A 17,729-nucleotide genomic window follows, 5' to 3' on the forward strand; every position below is an offset into this window, starting at 1 on the left:
CAGGACCACGACGTCCTTCCAGGTGTCGGCACCCGTCTGGACGCTGACCGTGGTGTTGCCGTCCTCGACCGTTGCCCGCAGATGCGAGGCTGCGGTTTCAGCAGAGGCCTGTTCACCGAGCAGGCTGTCGAGCAGGGCCGTGACGTCGAGCACGTCGCCGTCACCGTTGAAGTCGGTGATGACATCTGCCACATCGAGCTCGTCAAGCGCCGTTCCGTCAAACACGAAGGTGTCGTTGCCGACACCGCCGGTCATCACCACCTGGCCCATGCCGCCATGCAGGATGTCATCGCCATCCGTTCCCATGACCGTCAGCGGATCCGCATCCGATCCGAAGATCGTATCGAAGCCGACTTCCATGAAGTCGCCCGTCGAGCCATCCGCGAAGGTGAAGGTGCCCGTCGAGAAGACCGTCTGACCATCTTCCTGACCACCGGTGTTGTCGGTGGTGAGCGAGATGCTGGTGACACCGTTGTCGAAGAGGCTCGACAGCTCGCCCTCGTCGCTGATGCCGTTGTTGTTGGCATCAACCCAGATCTTCAGCTTGGAGAAGGCATCGTCGCTTGCATCGATCTTGCCATCGCCATTGGTATCGAGCGAGGCGAGAGCCGCCACACCGCTTGCGAACTGGCCCCCATTGAAATCAGGCGTGAAGATCTCCGAGCCGTTGTCGATCAGGCCGTTGCCGTCGAGATCGAGTGCGAGGATCCCGTCCTTCGACGTCCAACCCATCTGATCCTTGTGACCATCGGCATTGATGTCGAACATGACGCCCGCGCCGATGGATGACAGGTCGAAGCCGTTCTTGTCGAGATCGAGGATGATCGGGTCGGCGGCGGCCACGAAGTTAGAAGCCGTCAATTTGCCGTAGCCTACGCCTGCGATCGTCAAAATATGCTCAAGCTGGAAATCCCCTGTACCAAGGTCGCTCCATCCTGATACGTTGCTCGGCACATACATCGTGTAAACGCCAGCAGAAGCTGTGCTTGTGTTGTCGGAGGTATATACGATCACAGTATAATAACCTGAGGGTATGTCGTCGATCGCTTCGGCGATCCGCTGCTCGACAGTGCCGCCGTTACTCGAGTTGGGCTAACTCGTTCCCGTCATAATCTCAATGATCTTCTGCGAACTTGAAATGTCCGAGTTTGCAGTTGTGATGGAAACAAAGGAGCCGCTAGTCAATGACTGCTGATTTTGTCCAGAGTTCAGAGTCACCGCAATCTTGTGGTTGGCGACAGAGAAGTTGCTCACTTCAGATGCGTTGTTGCCCTGCGGATTGAAGCTTGTATTGGAATAGATGATCTTGTCGTAGTTCGCCATATTGACCGGATTAGATCCGGTTACAGTTATCACGTCATTCACCGGGTTGACGGTGATAGAAGCCGTGGCAGGTGTCGCATCTTCAAGGCCGAGGTTATCCTTCGCCGCGAAGGTGAAGGAAGCCGGGCCGTTGTAGTCGGCATTGGGCTTGAAGTAGACCGAACCGGTGACCGTCTGACCGATGACGACTGCGTTGGTGCCGTTCGAGTCCAGGTACAGCGTACCGTTCTGCGGCAGCGACTTGATCACGTAGCCGACAACCGTGCCGTCAATGTCAGCACCGGCACCTGCCAGGTTGACCGTGATCGTCGTGTCTTCGTTGCCCGACGCCGAACGATTGTCCGTCGTCGGCGCATCGTTCACCGGGTTGACGGTGATAGAAGCCGTGGCAGGTGTCGCATCTTCAAGGCCGAGGTTATCCTTCGCCGCGAAGGTGAAGGAAGCCGGGCCGTTGTAGTCGGCATTGGGCTTGAAGTAGATCGAACCGGTGACCGTCTGACCGATGACGACTGCGTTGGTGCCGTTCGAGTTCAGGTACAGCGTACCGTTCTGCGGCAGCGACTTGATCACGTAGCCGACAACCGTGCCGTCAATGTCAGCACCGGCACCTGCCAGGTTGACCGTGATCGTCGTGTCCTCATCTCCAGTGGCCGATCGGTTGTCCGTCGTCGGCGCATCGTTCACCGGAGTGACGGTGATCGAAGCCGTGGCCGGCGTCGCATCTTCAAGGCCCTGATTGTCCTTCGCCGCGAAGGTGAAGGAGGCTGGGCCGTTGTAGTCGGCATTCGGCTTGAAGTAGACAGGCCCCGATACGGTATCGCCGATGGCGACGGCTTCCGTCGCCGCAGCATCCTTGAAGAGCCCACCATTTCCGGGCAGCGTCTTGATGACGAAGCCGGCAACGGTACCGTTTGCATCCGAGCCTGACAGCTGAACAGGGATCACCGTGTCTTCGTTGCCGGTGGTGGCAACGTCCTGGGTCTCCGGTGCAACATTCGGCGCAACCACGGTCACGACGAACTTGCCCGTTGCCAAGGCGATCGAGTCGCCATCGAAGTCCGTCGCCTGGACGATCGACGAGAAGTCGATGTTCACATCGGCCTGGCCAAGCGGCTTGTAAAGCGTGAAGGTGCCCTTGCCGTCTGTGGACAGAGCCAAGGTGAAGACCGTGGCTCCGCCAGACTTCGCAACCAGCAAGCCGGCCTCGAACGAGTAGATCAGATTGATGCCACCGAGCTGCTGCGGCAGGCCGGACGTGTTCGTTCCTAGGCTGAAGGTGATGTCGTCGTCGGCGCCGACCGCAACAAGATCATTGACGTCGAAGGTCGCGGAGACAGATTGACCCGTGACCGTCGTCTCGACGAGGCTGTCTAGGACATCCTTCATGGCGCTGGTCAGGTTCCTATCGGAGGTCACATTGGTCGAACCGCCGCCCGGGCCTTCCACCTGAGCGAGATTGCCGAGCCCGGCCTCATTTGCCCTAACACCATAGGCTTCGATGGTGAACTTCTGATCACGGCCGGCTCCATCGGAGTCGCTTTCGATCTTGGTGATCTCGTCGATGATCGCCTGCAGAGCGTTGGTAGCGTTGGTGCTTCCAGATTGTGTCGCGTTCGGCTGGCCGTCCGAAAGGAAGATCAGCTGATTGACATCCGCATTTTCAAGTGTTCCGGGGGCAATCGGTGCGGTGACGACAGACTGCAGATCGACATCGCCATAGCCGTTACCTGACGGAATAGTGAATTCGATGTAGGCGATCTGTTTCCCGAGGTTCGGACCCGTTCCGGTGATGGTCAGCGGCGTATTATCGTTGTTGACATTTATGACAGCGGCTTGAGTACCACCGCCAACGAAATAGACCGTGTAGCCGAAGTTCGTAGAGCCGCCCCAACGGTTGTCGTCCAAGGTAAATTGGGCACTTGTAACTGCCACGCCAGAGAAATTGCCCACATTCGCATAAGCGCCATTGGCACCATCGAAATCGTTGAAGGCGCCAAAATCGAAGCGAAGGATTTCGCCGCTGTCGACATCGCCGTCGATCACGCCCCAACCGTTATTGGTGTTGCCCACCACGCTCTCGAGTTGGCCGGTCGCCGTGCCCGGATCACGCCAACCGGAGACCAGCGCGATCTGGGTCGTGCCGTTGCCAATGATGTAAGCCGTATCGTTGTTGCCCTGCCCGTTACCGCCATTGGTATTGGCGTCGAAGGAGGTAATCGTCCGGTCGACGCTGATCGTCTGTGACGGAACGCCCTCGATCCACTGCAGGGCCTGCTGCAGACCTGCCTCGTAGTTGGTTGCGCCGCCGCCCGGCAACTGGCCGATTGCCGTCAGGGCAGCGTTCAGCTGTGAGCCGACGATCGCTCCGTCCTGGATGAGGTCGAAGGTACCGACGGGTGCTGCGTCACCCGCAAACCGCACGATATGCACCCGCACGTCTTCTGCGTCTGAGTTCGCCAGCGAGTTCAAGAACCCAGTCACCTGGGCCTTGATGTCCGCGACAGTGACACTGCCGGACGTGTCCAGGACGAGAACGAAGTTTGCGACCTTGCCGACGGTCGTTTCGACCAGTTGCGGCGCGTCGAGCGAGATCTTCTCCACCTCGCCCGTGTGTACCGGAACGTCGTCGCGAACTTCGATCGAGAAGGCACTTCCCAGCTTGATGCTGTCGCCGTCGAAATCCTTGGCCTCGATTACCGATCCGAAATTGATCGCCAACAGACCGGACGGCTGCAGCGGGAAGTTCTCATCAGCGCCTGCATCAGGCTTCACGTGATCAAGCTGGTCGATCAGCTCGAAGGAGTAGGCACCGTTCGCGTTCAGGGTCAGTTTGAAAACGACGCGATCGTTTGCGCCATAGCCGGCTGCGCCATCCTTGTTGTCATAGGCATAAAGAACATTGCCCTTGACCTCGTAGCTCAGCAATTCGCCCTTCGACTTCAGGCCGAGTCCCTGGAGAACCGAGGCCGCATCGTCAGAGAAGGAGAACTTGACGGCATCGTCGGCACCACCCTTGACCAGGTAAGCCAATGACCCGTCGATGAAGGCGCCGCCATTGCCGCCCTGACCCGGACCACCTGTCCATGAACCGTCGGCATCGTAGTCGGCCGGGCTCGTGCCCAAGGACTGGCTGGTCCGGATGTCGTCTTCATCGACCGTGCGGGCTTCCGTCTTGCCGGTCAGTTCCGGAACGTCGTCCTTGATCGCGATCGAGAAGGTTTTACCGAGCGTGATGCTGTCACCGTCGAAGTCCGTCACCTTGATGACAGTGCCGAAATCGATTGCCAGGACACCAGGCTTAAGCGCAAAATTCTCGTCTGAGCCGCCGGCGGCTGGCTTCACGTGATCCAGCTGATCGATCAATTCGAAGGTGTAGGAACCATTCGTGTTGAGGGTCAGCTTGAAGACCGGGCGATCGCCCAGATTCGGGTCATAGCTCACCCCCGGCGCGCCAACATTGGCAAAGCCCCAGAGCACATTGCCCTGAAGATCGTAGCTCAGGACTTCACCCTTCGAGCTCAGCCCAAGACCCTCCAAGGACAGACGCAAGGCTGCTTCACTGATGAACTCGAACTTGACCGTATCGTCAGCGCCACCCTTGACCAGATAGGCCAGCGAACCGTCGATAAATGCCGGACCATTGCCGCCTTGGTTCGGGCCACCGGTGTAAGATCCGTCGCCGTTACCATCAGCCGGGCTCGTGCCCGTCGACTGGCTCGTCTTGATGTCGTCTTCGTCGACCGTGCGGGCTTCAGTCTTGCCGCTCAGTTCCGGGACATCGTCGGTCACATCGACCTTGACGAGGCCGGTCAGCTTGACGCTGTCGCCGTCATTGTCGGTTGCCTGAAGAACGGCACCGAAGTCGATCGTCAGCGTGTTCTGGCCGTTGCCAGCCGGGTGATCCAGCTGGTCGGAAAGGGAGAAGGTGAAGGTGCCGTTCGGGTTCAGCTTGAACTCGAATACGAGGCGGTCGCCATTGTCAAAGGTCTGGCCTGGGACCTGACCGCCCGGAGCATTGACGAAGGCGATGATCGTGCCGTCGGTGCGCAGGTCGTAGCCAATCTGAGCGCCGTTGGACGTCAGCTTGAGGCTTTCCAGATAGGTCCGCATGGCGGCCGTGGAGATCAGCGAGAAGCTGACGTTTTCGTCGGCACCGACCTTGACGAGGCTCGACAGGTTGCCCGTCGAGGTCGCATTCGCAGGACCAGCCGTGTTAGCGGAAGGCGTACCGGTGTAGGAGCCATCAAGGACATTGCCGTCGTTCGGCGAGGTGCCCAGCGAGGTGGCTGTATCGATATCGTCTTCATCGACCTTGATGGTGATCGGCGTCGCATTGGGGGCGATGACGGGAACGTCGTCGGTCACGTCTACCTTGACGAGGCCGGTCAGCTTGATGCTGTCGCCGTCATTGTCGGTTGCCTGAAGCACAGAGCCGAAGTCGATCGTCAGCGTGTTCTGGCCGTTGCCAGCCGGGTGATCCAGCTGGTCGGAAAGGGAGAAGGTGAAGGTGCCGTTCGGGTTCAGCTTGAACTCGAAGACAAGGCGGTCGCCATTGTCAAAGGTCTGGCCTGGGACCTGACCGCCCGGAGCGTTGACGAAGGCGATGATCGTGCCGTCGGTGCGCAGGTCGTAGCCAATCTGAGCGCCGTTGGACGTCAGCTTGAGGCTTTCCAGATAGGTCCGCATGGCGGCCTGATTGATCAGCGAGAAGCTGACGCTTTCATCGGCACCGACCTTGACGAGGCTCGACAGGCTGACAGTAGAGGTCGCGTTCGCAGGACCTCGCGTATCGACACCCGGCGTACCGGTGAAGGAACCGTCCGGATTATTGCCGTCATTCGGCGCGTTTCCGAGCGAAGTTGCCGTGTCGATATCGTCTTCGTCGACCTTGATGGTGATCGGCGTCGCATTGGGGGCGATGACCGGAACGTCGTCAGTCACATTGACCTTTACCAGGCCCGTCAATGCGACGCTGTCGCCGTCATTGTCGGTTGCCTGCAGCACCGAGCCAAAATCGATCGTCAGCGTGTTCTCGCCGTTGCCAAGAGCATGGTCCAGTTGGTCCGATAGCGAGAATGTGAAGGTACCGTTCGGGTTCAGCTTGAACTCGAACACCAGACGGTCGTCGCCTACATTGTATTCCTGGCCCGGGCTCGCCTGCCCAGGAGCCTGGCTGTTGACGAAGCCGATGATCGTACCGTTTGCGCTCAAGTCGAAACCGAGCGGCAGGCCGTTGGACTTCAGACCAAGACCCTCAAGATAGGTCCGCGCATCGGCGATGGAGATCAGCGAGAAGCTGACGTTTTCGTCCGCGCCGACCTTGACCAGGCTGAGGAGACTGCCCGTCGAGGTCGCATTGGCCGGTCCGCCAGTGTTTACACCCGGTGTGCCGGTATAGGAACCGTCCGGATTGTTGCCGTCGTTCGGCGCATTGCCCTTGGATGTCGACGTATCGATGTCGTCTTCATCGACCGTGATGGTGATTGGCTTTGCACCAGTCGCAATAACTGGCACGTCGTCGGTGACGTTGACATTCACCAGGCCGGTGAGCGTGACGCTATCGCCATCGCCGTCATTGGCCTGGAGAACCGAACCGAAATCGATCGTCAGGGTATTCTGACCTGCGCCCGGGGCATGGTCTATCTGGTCATGCAGCGAGAAGGAGAACGTACCATTCGGGTTCAGCTTGAACTCGAAAACGAGACGATCGGCACCGACGTTGTATTCCTCGCCCGGTACAGCCTGGCCCGGAGCCTGGCTGTTGACGAAGCCGATGATCGTGCCGTCCTGGCTCAGATCGAAGCCAAGCGGCAGTCCATTGGACTTAAGACCGAGACCCTCGAGATAGGTGCGCGCAGCATCGATCGAGATCAGCGAGAAGCTGAGGTTTTTGTCCGCACCGACATTGACCAGACCGGCAAGACTTCCGGTAGAAGTCGCGTTGGCAGGGCCACCATTGTTGACGCCCGGCGTACCCGTGTAGGAGCCGTCCGGAACGTTGCCGTCATTGGGCGCGGTACCTTGAGACGTCGGGGTATCGATATCGTCTTCGTCGACCGTGATGCTGATCGGCTGGGCCCCTGCAATGATTTCCGGCGCATCGTCCATGACGTCGATGTTGAACGAACCCGTGACGCTGTCGCCGTCGCGGTCGGTGACCGTGTAGGTGAAGCCAAGGCGCAGAAGGTCATCGAGATCATCCTGCGAGCCGTTCTGGCCGGCATCCGGGTGGTCGAGCTGCCCGACGAGTTCGAAGGTAAAGTCGCCGGTGACGCGGTTGGTGATTGTGAGCGTGAAGACCAGATTGCCTTCGGAGTCACGGCCTTCAACTGCTACGAAGTCAAGCACGGCACCGTCGGTCGGAGCGGTGAAGCTGACGACAGTGATCGGACGACCGCCGGATGTGAAGCCAGCGAGAACCTGTGGGCCGAGCCCCTCCTCGTCGACATTGCTGGCGCCGGTGAAATCGACGCGGGTGATGGTGCCGAAGTCCGGGCCCGCATTAAAGGGAAGACGGCCACTGATAATCTGATTGCCGGCAACGCCGTCAGCGAGGACGACCTCGTCATAGATGAATGACTCTGTCAGCGGCGTCGTAATGGACGGACGGCCGTTACCGCCAAAAATGACAGCAGAATTGACCTCGTCGCCGAAGCTGGTATCGCCCAGCAGATCCGCCAGAGCAAAGTCTTCCGGACCGGCGTCGATCTCGTTGTCGACGAAGTTGCGGCTCGCCTCAGGCGACGACAGGGCCGAGAAGGTGCCGTCGGGACCGGCCGCGACGTTGATGTTACTCTCTTCGAGGGCAGCAAAGAGCGCGACCTGCGGCAGCTCGACATCGCCGATCAAAAAGGTCGGGATGTTGGCGGCGCCGCCGATCACCGTGATCTCGGTGCCATCCGCCAGGACGAGGACCAGATTTTCTCCGTCCACCTGAAACTCGAGATTGTCGAGCTCGATGCCGGCGGGCAGGGTCACGATGTTTTCGGCGTTCGGCGTTACTTCGCTCGGGATCACCGCAGCGGCGACGTTAACCGGCTGCTGAGCCGGCAGGCGATCGGTGCGACCGGCGTCGGGCGTTTCCGCCTGAGCCACTTCAATTCCCTCTACGGTCTCGCTTGCGAAACCCAGATGCTGCTCGACCGCAGAGTCGAACTCGTCGGCTGCGGAAGTATTGTCGATCATGGACAGGCGCGGATCTTCGATGGACATGGTAACTCACCCCTTAACAAGTTGATCGCAGTTAAATCCCGATGCCGGGGCAAGTGCAACGGTTTCTTAACCCTGAATACATAACGGGTTATGCTTGGAGCGACCATTATTGAAAAAGAAGTTAATTTCGGGCCGAAAAATCCTTTTATTTCTGCAGTTTACTCAAATTTTAACGATTGGGGGTTGGCGGCCGAAATGGCATCCACCGATTGCACTTCTTATTACTGCGTCCACTTGAAGCAGCAACTATGCCACCCCCCGAAAACAAGCGATAGCCGGACACTCGTCGAGTGTCCGGCCATTTGAAGAAACGGAGTGATGAGGTCAGTCTTCCGCGAAGATCGGGTCTTCGACGAAAGGGCCACCCTGGTAGATTGCAATCGCATCGCCCGGCTTCGGCCTCTCGACAGCCGCATCGATTTCGGCGCGGAAGCGCTCGGCATTGTCCTTGGGCTGCCAGCCGAGATAGGAGACATGGGAATTGTCCCACCAGCGCGTGTCATTGTTCGAGCAGCCCCAGATGACAGGGCAACCGAGGCGCGGGACGCGGAAGATGCATTCGATCATCGACAGGAAGTCGTCATAGCTCATCCAGGTTGAGAGCATGCGGTGGTTCTTCGGCTTCTCCATGCAACTGCCGATGCGCACCAGAGCCGTCTCCTGGCCGAACTTTTCGAAATACATGCGGGCGAGCGCCTCGCCGAAGCATTTGGACACGCCGTAAAGCCCATCCGGGCGCATGGGCATCTCGTGGTCGAGATACTCGTCCTGGCGATAGAAGCCGATCGTATGGTTGGAGCTGGCAAACAGAATGCGCGGCATGCCATTCGCGCGCGCGGCTTCATAGAGATTGTAGAGACCGAGCAGATTGGCATTCATGATCTTGGAGAACTTGTCTTCAACCGAGATGCCACCAAGATGAATGATGGCGTCACAGCCTTCAACGAGCCTGTCGACGGCCGCCCGATCGCCAAGATCGCAAACCATTGCCTCCTCATGCTCAGCGACCTGCCCGAGATCTACGATATCCGAGACCCTGACGATCTCCGCAAGCCCCTTCAAGCGCCCGCGCATTGCGCTGCCCAGCCCGCCGGCAGCCCCCGTCAGCAAAAGCCTCTTCACGCGCAGTCCTCCATGATGTCACACCTCAACTTATCATACAGGTTGCGCTGACCCGGTCAATATCGTAAACCTTACGAGCAACAGGCTGACAAAGCCCGACGCATGGATGATGATATGCGCAGGCACAGAGGGGCGGGGAAACACGTATGGCATTGCAGGCACGAAGCGAAGCGGGCTCCGGAACCCTTGTGGAGAAACTCGGCGACACGTTGCGCAAGGCGATCGGCGCCGGCCAGTTCCCGCCCGGCAGCAAGCTGCCGAGCGAGGCGCAGTTGTCCGAAGCCCACGGCGTCTCCCGAACCGTCGTGCGCGAAGCGATCGCTTCACTGCGCGCCGACCGCCTTGTGGAGGCCCGACAGGGCGCTGGCGTCTTCGTCCTCACCCCTCAGGAGCCGACTCCCGCGCCGCTGCTGATCGGCAATGTGGATCCGGCGCGCGTTTCGTCGATGATTGAACTCCTGGAGCTCAGAACGGCAGTGGAAGTAGAGGCTGCAGGCCTCGCCGCATTGCGACGCTCCCCCGCCCAGGAAGAAGTCATACTTGAACGGCACTACGCTATCCGCGCCTGTCTTGAGGCGGGGCAGTCGACGACGGAAGCCGATTTCGCCCTGCATCTCGCCATCGCCGAAGCGACCAACAATCCCCGTTTTCGTGAATTTCTGGCAATGATCGGCAAGAATGTCATCCCGCGGGCCGCCTTGCGCGATGAAGACAGCGAGGAAGACCAGTCCGCTTATCTGCACCTCATCGATGCCGAACACGCAGACATTGTCGAGGCGATTTCCCAGGGCGATGAAGAGGCCGCGCGCGACTCGATGCGCCGACATTTGCGCGGCAGTCAGGCGCGCTACCGCGCCCTTTTGCGCGAGCAGCGCCAACCTGTACGATAACATTTGACATAGGCGTCTCGGATATGTACGACAACTTTGCCGGAGGAGGCAAAGAGAGGACATTCGACCATGACGCCGCAAGACATCAAGGCCGCGCTCGGCGCAGGCTTGCTCTCCTTTCCTGTCACGCATTTCGATGACGCAGGGAATTTTAAATCCGACAGCTATTCAGAGCATGTGGCGTGGCTATCCGGCTTCGATGCGCCTGTGCTGTTTGCAGCTGGCGGCACCGGAGAGTTCTTTTCGCTGACGCCATCGGAAGTTCCGCGCGTTGTTGCGGCTGCCAAGGAGGCGGCCGGCAAAACGGCGATCGTCTCGGGCTGCGGATACGGCACCGAGATCGCCATCGAGATCGCGCGATCTGTCGAAAAGGTCGGTGCTGATGGCATCCTGCTGTTGCCGCATTACCTGATCGACGCGCCACAAGAGGGCATGTACCAGCACGTCAAGCGCATCTGCCAATCCGTCGGCATCGGTGTCATGGTCTATAACCGGGACAATTCGGTTCTGGGCGTCGAAACGCTGCAGCGCCTGTGCGACGAATGCCCGAACCTGATCGGCTTCAAGGACGGCACCGGCGACATCGGACTTGTGCGCCAGATCACGGCGACCATGGGGGATCGCCTCACCTATCTGGGCGGCATGCCGACGGCTGAACTCTTCGCCGAAGCCTATCTCGGGGCTGGCTTCACGACCTATTCGTCCGCCGTGTTTAACTTCGTGCCCGGTCTGGCTGTCGAGTTCTACAAGGCGTTGCGCGCCGGTGAACGTGAGCGTTGCGAGACGATCCTCAAGGACTTCTTCTATCCTTTCATGGCGATCCGCAGCCGACGCAAGGGCTATGCGGTATCGGCCGTGAAGGCCGGCGTGCGTTTGCAGGGCTTTGCCGCCGGCAAGGTGCGGCCTCCCCTCGATGACCTGACAGCGGAAGAAGAAGAGATGATGGCCAAGCTTATCGCGCCGTGGAAGCGCTGAGCAAAGGACGCCCCAGATGAAGATCGCAGAGGTTCGCACCCATCTTCTCGAGCACAGGCTCGCCGTTCCGTTCCAGAGCGCTTCGATGCGCTTTGATCGGCGGGCCCATGTGCTGGTCGAGATCGTCTGCGACAACGGTCTGACGGGCTGGGGCGAATGCCTCGGCCCGGCCCGGCCGAACGCAGCCGTGGTTTCGGCCTATCGCAACTGGCTGATCGGCATGAACCCGCTGGAAACCGAGAAGATCTGGGCGGTGCTCTACAACGCCCTTCGCGACCAGGGCCAGCGCGGCCTGACGCTCACCGCGCTTTCCGGCATCGATATCGCGCTCTGGGATATCAAGGGCAAACATTTCGGCGCGTCGGTGTCCACGCTGCTCGGAGGACGCTTCCGCGAGAGTGTGAAGGCCTATGCGACCGGAAGCTTCAAGCGCGACGGCGTTGATCGGGTCGAGGACAATGCGAGGGACATCGCGCTCTATCGCTCCCAAGGCTTTCACGCCTCCAAGATCAAGGTCGGTTTCGGGATCGAGGAGGATCTGCGGGTCATCCGGGCTGCACGCGAAGCAGCCGGCTCCGAGATGCGCCTGATGGCCGATGGCAATCATGGCTATGGTGTTCTGGAGGCCGTCGAATTCGGCCGCCGGGCTGCAGAGTATGGTCTCGACTGGTTCGAGGAACCCGTCGTCCCCGAACAGCTCGCCGCCTATCGCGAAGTGCGAGCCAGGCAGCCGATCCCGGTCGCCGGCGGCGAAACCTGGCAAAGCCGCTGGGGCATGAAGGAACCGATCGAGACCCGCGCAATCGACATCGTCCAGCCGGATCTTGCCGGTGTTGGCGGCTTCACCGAGGCGAAACGCGTCGCCGATCTCGCGGCATTGCACGGTGTGCGGGTCGTACCACATGTCTGGGGGACGGCCGTCCATATCGCGGCCGCTCTGCAGTTCATCGCGGCGATGGTGCCGGATCCGGTGCGTGTCAACCCGATCGAGCCGATCCTCGAATTCGACCGTACCGACAACCCCTTCCGCCAGGCCGTCATCCAGACGCCGATCGAGCATGAGAACGGCATCGTCACCATCCCCAATGCTCCCGGGCTTGGCATCGAGATCAACCGCGACGCCCTGCAGGAATTCAAGATGAAGGACGAGGCATGAGCCTGATCCGCACCCTTTCCGGCGCCAAGCCGTCCATCACTCTGCCCAAGGGCGCGATCGACACGCAGATGCATGCCTATCTGCCCGGCTATCCGGCTCTGCCCGGTGGGCCTGGCCTGCCCGCCGGTGATCTGCCGACACCCGAACAATATCGCCAGTTCATGGATTGGATCGGAATCGATCGCGTCATCGTCACGCAGGGCATGGCGCATCAGCTGGACAATTCCAATCTCGTCGCCTGCCTTGAATGGTTCGGAGACATCGCCTGGGGCATCGCAGCGGTCGATGCCAGCACCAGCGAAGCCGAGCTCGATCGTTTGTCGGCTGCGAGGGTGCGCGGCGCGCGGATCATGAACCTGCCGGGCGGTGCGGCCAATCTGACCAAGCTTGAAGAAGTGGATGCGATTGCCGCGAGCCGCGACTGGATGATCGCCATCCAGTTCGATGGCAGCGACATCCTCGACTATGAGGAGCGGCTCTCGAAGCTGAAATCCCGCTGGGTTCTCGATCACCATGGCAAGTTCTTCTGCGGGGTGACGCCCGACAGCCCTCAGGTCAAGGCCACAAAAAGACTGATCGACGGGGGCCGCTGCTGGTTCAAGTTTGCCGGCGCCTACGAGTCTTCGAAGACGGGTGGACCGGATTTCGAGGATGTGGCTGCCGTTGCCCGATCGATGGCGGCTCATGCTCCGGAGCGGATCGTCTGGGGCTCGAACTGGCCGCACAATCTGGCACGGGCGCAGGCGGACTATCCAGATGATGCCGCTCTTGCCGACACCGTGCTTGGCTGGTTGCCCGACGAGGCCGCCCGCCGTCTCGCACTCGTGGACAATCCGCAAAGACTTTTCGGCATTCCACCTGCTGGAGACAGGTAGCCGAACTGCAATCCGTCGAAACGGGAGGTTTCGGCGGCTCAATCACAAGAGGAGGAAGACCAATGAAGACTGCCGCAATGCTCAGCCTCGCGATGGGGCTCACCCTTGGTGCAGGCACCGCCTTCGCCCAGGAAATCACGCTGCGTTCCGCCGACATTCATCCCGATGGCTATCCGACGGTCGACGCCGTCAAGTTCATGGGCGAACTGGTCAAGGAACGCACCAACGGCCGCATCGCCATTCAGGTGATGAACAACGCAGCACTTGGCTCCGAAAAGGACACGATCGAGCAGACGCGCTTCGGCGTGATCGATATGAACCGCGTCAACAGCGCGCCGTTCAACAACCTCGTACCGGAAACGGTCGTCTTCGGCCTGCCCTTCCTGTTCCGTGACACCGAACACATGCACAAGGTGGTCGATGGCGAAATCGGCGATGAAGTGCTGACCGCCTTCGAACCGCACGGCCTGATCGGCCTTGCCTTCTACGATTCCGGTGCGCGCTCCTTCTATTCGACCAACAAGCCGATCAACAGCCTTGCCGACCTCAAGGGCATGAAGGTCCGCGTCCAGCAGTCAGACCTCTGGATCGCGATGATGGAAGCCTTCGGCGCCAACCCGACACCGATGCCCTTCGGTGAAGTCTATTCGTCGCTGGAAACCGGCGTCGTCGACGCGGCCGAAAACAATTGGCCTTCTTACGAATCCTCGCGTCACTTCGAAGTGGCCAAGAACTACACGCTGACCGATCATTCGCTGACGCCGGAAATCCTGGCGATCTCCAAGATCACCTGGGACAAGCTGACGCCGGAAGATCAGACGATCATCCGGGAGGCCGCCAAGGAATCCGTCGGCAAGATGCGTGAACTGTGGCAGGCACGCGAAAAGGCGTCGGAAGAGAAGATCCGCGCATCCGGCGTGAACGTGATCACCCCCAACAAGGAAGAGTTCGCCGCTGCCATGCAGCCGGTCTACGACAAGTTCGTCACGGATCCCAAGATGAAAGAGCTGGTGGAGCGCGTTCGCGCCGTCAAGTAAGCACCACGGACCGGCCGCATCCTCGATGCGGCCGGTTTTTTCTTATCCTGGATTTCGGAGGGATCCATGTCGCGTTTCATGCGGGCCATCAGGCCTGGCCTCAGCTGGCTGAGCTTCGCCTGCCTTTATCTGGCCGGCCTCGGCGTGGTCCTGATGACCATCATCATCGGCTGGCAGGTTTTCGGCCGTTACGTGCTCAATAACACACCGAGCTGGTCCGAACCCCTGTCGCTGCAGCTGATGTCCTGGTTCATCCTCTTGGGTGCGGCCGTCGGCGTGCGCGAAAGCGTGCATCTCGGGCTCGACATCGTTCGCCACAACATGGCGCCTAGCATCCAGCGCCTGATGGATCTCGTCAGCCTAGGCCTGATCTGCCTGTTTGGCGGCGCCATGTCCTACTATGGCACGCTGCTGGCCATGGGCACCTGGACAGCCCGGATCCCCGTGCTCGGGTGGCCGGGTGGCATAGACTTCATTCCGCTCATCGTCGGTGGCGCGATGATCTCCATCTTCGCGCTCGAACGCTTCGCCGACACGTTCATAGGTACTCCTATCCCGGCGGCGGACGATGTCGCCCAGACCGAGGTGGTGTGATGGCCTATACGATCCTCTTCGGTACCTTCGCCTTTCTCATGCTCCTCGGCATGCCCATCGCTTTTTGCCTCGGGATCGCTTCCCTGGCGACGGTCCTCTATATCGGCATCCCGCCGATCGTGATCTTCCAGCAGCTGAATTCGGGGATGAACGTCTTCGCCATGATGGCGATCCCCTTCTTCATCTTCGCTGGCGACCTGATGGTGCGCGGCGGCATCGCCTTCCGTCTCATTCGCTTCGCCTCCGGCTTCGTCGGCCATATGCGCGGCGGGCTGGGTCAGGTGAACATCGTCTCCTCGACGCTGTTCGGCGGAATTTCGGGCTCGGCGGTTGCCGATGCGTCAGCGATCGGCGGCCTGATGGTGCCTCAGATGGCGGCTCGCGGCTACGACCGCGGTTACGCCGTCAACGTGACGATCAGTTCCGCCCTGATCGCCCTGATGATCCCGCCATCGCACAACATGATCCTGTACTCGATCTCGGCGGGAGGAACGGTTTCGGTTGCGGATCTCTTCACCGCGGGCATCATTCCCGGAATGCTGCTGACCATCGCCCTGATGGTCACTGCCTATGTCGTTGCCCGCAGACGCGGTTATCCGGCCGAACCCTTTCCCGGATTTTCGAAACTGCTGGTGTTCTTCTTCGCCGCTTTGCCCGGTCTGCTGCTGATCGCCATCATCTTCGGCGGCGTGCGCTCCGGCGTCTTCACGGCGACCGAAAGCTCCTGCATCGCCGTCATCTATGCCTTCCTCGTCGCGGTTCTCGTCTATCGTGAGCTGAACTGGAGCGGCTTTGTCGAGGCGATCCTCGGTGCGGTGAAAACCACGTCACTGGTGCTGCTCGTCATCGGCATGGCCGCTGCCTTTGCATGGCTCATGTCTTTTCTGCAGGTGCAGGTCACCCTCATCCAGGTGGTCAAGTCGATCTCGGACAACCCGATGGTCGTCCTGCTGCTGATCACCGTGGTCCTCCTGCTGCTCGGCACTTTCATGGACATGGCGCCATTGATCATCATCACCACACCGGTCTTCCTGCCGATCGTCCAGGCCTTCGGCATCGATCCCGTGCATTTCGGTGTCATCATGATCCTGAACGCCGGGATCGGGCTGATCACGCCGCCGGTCGGCACCGTGCTCTTCGTCGGCTGTGCCGTGGGCAAGATCACGATCCGGGAAGCGATGCAGACAATCTGGCCATTCTTCGGCGCCTGCGTGATGGTTCTTTTGTTGGTGACCTTCATTCCCGAGATCTCGCTCTGGCTGCCAGCGCAGTTCAAGTGATCCTCCCGCCCTCGCTTTCGGAGGGTTTTGTGCAGGGGCCTCGGCCCCTGCCTTTTTCCGGCTTGAGCGACATAGTGCACATTCAGCGCTGACATTTTGGCAAGTGAACCACGCAAAATGACAGTTTATCGCCGTTTCGGCAGAGCGGTGCCAAGGCTAGACTGATCCCATCTTCGTTCTCAATCGGTGGATCATGACAGTGCCAGCCCCTTCGGACAAAGCCCTCGTCCCCTTCGTCAGCGTCGAAAACATGATGCGGCTCGTGCATCACATCGGGATCGAGCGCGTGCTCACCGAACTCACCGACGTGATCGAAGCCGATTTCAAGCGTTGGGAGTTGTTCGACAAGACCCCGCGCGTCGCGTCGCATTCCCGCGAGGGCGTCATCGAGCTGATGCCGACGTCGGATGGGGAGATCTATTCGTTCAAATACGTGAACGGCCATCCGAAGAACATGGCGGAGGGTCTGCAGACTGTGACCGCCTTCGGACTATTGGCCGATGTGTCGACAGGCTATCCGGTTCTGCTCACCGAAATGACCCTGCTGACAGCCCTTCGCACGGCCGCGACATCGGCCATGGCAGCCCGACACCTCGCCCCCAAGACCGCAACGACCATGGCGATGATCGGGAACGGCGCCCAGGCAGAATTCCAGGCGCTTGCGATGAAGGCCGTGCTCGGCATCACCCATGTCAGGCTCTTCGACATCGACGCCAAGGCGGCGGAAAAGACACAGCGCAATCTCGAGGGCTCCGGTCTTAATGTCACGGCCTGCGCAACGTCACAGTCGGCGATCGAAGGCGCCCAGATCATCACCACCTGCACAGCCGACAAGCAATACGCGACCATCCTGACGGACAACATGGTCGGCGCTGGCGTGCACATCAACGCAATCGGCGGCGACTGCCCCGGCAAGACCGAGCTGCATCGCGACATCCTCTCCCGTGCTGACACCTTCGTCGAATATCCGCCGCAAACGCGGATCGAGGGAGAGATCCAGCAGATGGATCCGGACTATCCCGTCACCGAGCTCTGGCAGGTGGTCACTGGTCAGGTCGAAGGTCGCAAGAACGACAAGCAGATCACCCTCTTCGACAGCGTCGGCTTTGCGATCGAGGATTTTTCGGCATTGCGCTATGTGCGCGAGCGCGTCCGCGGCACGAGCTACTTCCAGCCGGTAGACCTGATCGCCGATCCGGACGATCCGCGAGACCTTTTCGGCATGCTTCAGCGGGCAAAGGACTAAAGAAGGACCGTGCGCCGGC

At 60.1% G+C, this 17,729-nt stretch carries 11 protein-coding genes; 8 read left to right on the forward strand and 3 right to left on the reverse strand.

Annotation, left to right across the window (positions count from 1 at the left end; genetic code table 11):
• From QWE_RS24515 to QWE_RS19370, 3 genes are all read right to left on the reverse strand, one after another.
• Positions 1 to 861: type I secretion C-terminal target domain-containing protein (locus tag QWE_RS24515; protein ID WP_167539706.1), on the reverse strand; the 861-nt coding region annotated here is incomplete at its 3' end.
• Positions 862 to 1,092: 231 nt separating this feature from the next.
• Positions 1,093 to 8,535, reverse strand: coding sequence for a T1SS-143 repeat domain-containing protein (locus QWE_RS19365; RefSeq protein WP_006727869.1), 7,443 nt, complete (start codon positions 8,533 to 8,535; stop codon positions 1,093 to 1,095).
• Between the two features lie 324 nt (positions 8,536 to 8,859).
• Positions 8,860 to 9,657 carry an NAD-dependent epimerase/dehydratase family protein gene (locus tag QWE_RS19370; RefSeq protein ID WP_006727871.1) on the reverse strand — a complete coding sequence of 266 codons (798 nt, stop codon included), beginning with the start codon at positions 9,655 to 9,657 and terminating at the stop codon, positions 8,860 to 8,862.
• Between the two features lie 146 nt (positions 9,658 to 9,803).
• On the opposite strand from QWE_RS19370, the gene QWE_RS19375 reads away from it, so the two are divergent.
• The 8 genes from QWE_RS19375 to QWE_RS19410 all read left to right on the forward strand — a co-directional run bounded on the left by QWE_RS19375 (position 9,804) and on the right by QWE_RS19410 (position 17,710).
• Positions 9,804 to 10,547, forward strand: a complete 744-nt coding sequence (locus tag QWE_RS19375) for a FadR/GntR family transcriptional regulator (protein ID WP_006727872.1) — start codon at positions 9,804 to 9,806, stop codon at positions 10,545 to 10,547.
• Between the two features lie 69 nt (positions 10,548 to 10,616).
• The gene (gene kdgD, locus QWE_RS19380) at positions 10,617 to 11,522 is read left to right on the forward strand and encodes a 5-dehydro-4-deoxyglucarate dehydratase (protein ID WP_006727873.1); all 906 of its coding nucleotides are present in this window, start codon (positions 10,617 to 10,619) and stop codon (positions 11,520 to 11,522) included.
• Between the two features lie 16 nt (positions 11,523 to 11,538).
• Entirely contained in the window at positions 11,539 to 12,678 is a 1,140-nt protein-coding gene (locus tag QWE_RS19385) for a mandelate racemase/muconate lactonizing enzyme family protein (RefSeq protein WP_006727874.1), read from the forward strand.
• Complete coding sequence (locus QWE_RS19390; RefSeq protein WP_006727875.1) at positions 12,675 to 13,553, forward strand: amidohydrolase family protein; 879 nt, start codon at positions 12,675 to 12,677, stop codon at positions 13,551 to 13,553. The genes QWE_RS19385 and QWE_RS19390 overlap by 4 nt, the downstream gene beginning before the upstream one ends.
• 62 nt (positions 13,554 to 13,615) lie before the next feature.
• Entirely contained in the window at positions 13,616 to 14,590 is a 975-nt protein-coding gene (locus QWE_RS19395) for a TRAP transporter substrate-binding protein (RefSeq protein ID WP_006727876.1), read from the forward strand.
• A 66-nt stretch (positions 14,591 to 14,656) separates the two neighbouring features.
• Positions 14,657 to 15,184: a TRAP transporter small permease gene (locus QWE_RS19400; RefSeq protein WP_006727877.1), complete on the forward strand. Its 528-nt coding sequence runs from the start codon at positions 14,657 to 14,659 to the stop codon at positions 15,182 to 15,184.
• On the forward strand, positions 15,184 to 16,464 hold the full coding sequence (locus QWE_RS19405; protein ID WP_006727878.1) for a TRAP transporter large permease: 1,281 nt from the start codon (positions 15,184 to 15,186) through the stop codon (positions 16,462 to 16,464). Before QWE_RS19400 ends, QWE_RS19405 begins: the two co-directional genes overlap by 1 nt.
• Before the next feature lie 193 nt (positions 16,465 to 16,657).
• Complete coding sequence (locus tag QWE_RS19410; protein WP_006727879.1) at positions 16,658 to 17,710, forward strand: ornithine cyclodeaminase; 1,053 nt, start codon at positions 16,658 to 16,660, stop codon at positions 17,708 to 17,710.
• Positions 17,711 to 17,729: the final 19 nt, after the last annotated feature.

Origin of the sequence: Agrobacterium albertimagni AOL15, assembly GCF_000300855.1 — a bacterium.
Lineage (GTDB): Bacteria > Pseudomonadota > Alphaproteobacteria > Rhizobiales > Rhizobiaceae > Allorhizobium > Allorhizobium albertimagni.

What these genes read in the sequence shown, in the direction of transcription:
- QWE_RS19365 (WP_006727869.1), bottom strand. Translation starts at nt 8,535, where the DNA reads ATGTCCATCGAAGATCCGCGCCTGTCCATGATCGACAATACTTCCGCA.
- QWE_RS19375 (WP_006727872.1), top strand. Translation starts at nt 9,804, where the DNA reads ATGGCATTGCAGGCACGAAGCGAAGCGGGCTCCGGAACCCTTGTGGAG.
- kdgD (WP_006727873.1), top strand. Translation starts at nt 10,617, where the DNA reads ATGACGCCGCAAGACATCAAGGCCGCGCTCGGCGCAGGCTTGCTCTCC.
- QWE_RS19385 (WP_006727874.1), top strand. Translation starts at nt 11,539, where the DNA reads ATGAAGATCGCAGAGGTTCGCACCCATCTTCTCGAGCACAGGCTCGCC.
- QWE_RS19390 (WP_006727875.1), top strand. Translation starts at nt 12,675, where the DNA reads ATGAGCCTGATCCGCACCCTTTCCGGCGCCAAGCCGTCCATCACTCTG.
- QWE_RS19395 (WP_006727876.1), top strand. Translation starts at nt 13,616, where the DNA reads ATGAAGACTGCCGCAATGCTCAGCCTCGCGATGGGGCTCACCCTTGGT.
- QWE_RS19400 (WP_006727877.1), top strand. Translation starts at nt 14,657, where the DNA reads ATGTCGCGTTTCATGCGGGCCATCAGGCCTGGCCTCAGCTGGCTGAGC.
- QWE_RS19405 (WP_006727878.1), top strand. Translation starts at nt 15,184, where the DNA reads ATGGCCTATACGATCCTCTTCGGTACCTTCGCCTTTCTCATGCTCCTC.
- QWE_RS19410 (WP_006727879.1), top strand. Translation starts at nt 16,658, where the DNA reads ATGACAGTGCCAGCCCCTTCGGACAAAGCCCTCGTCCCCTTCGTCAGC.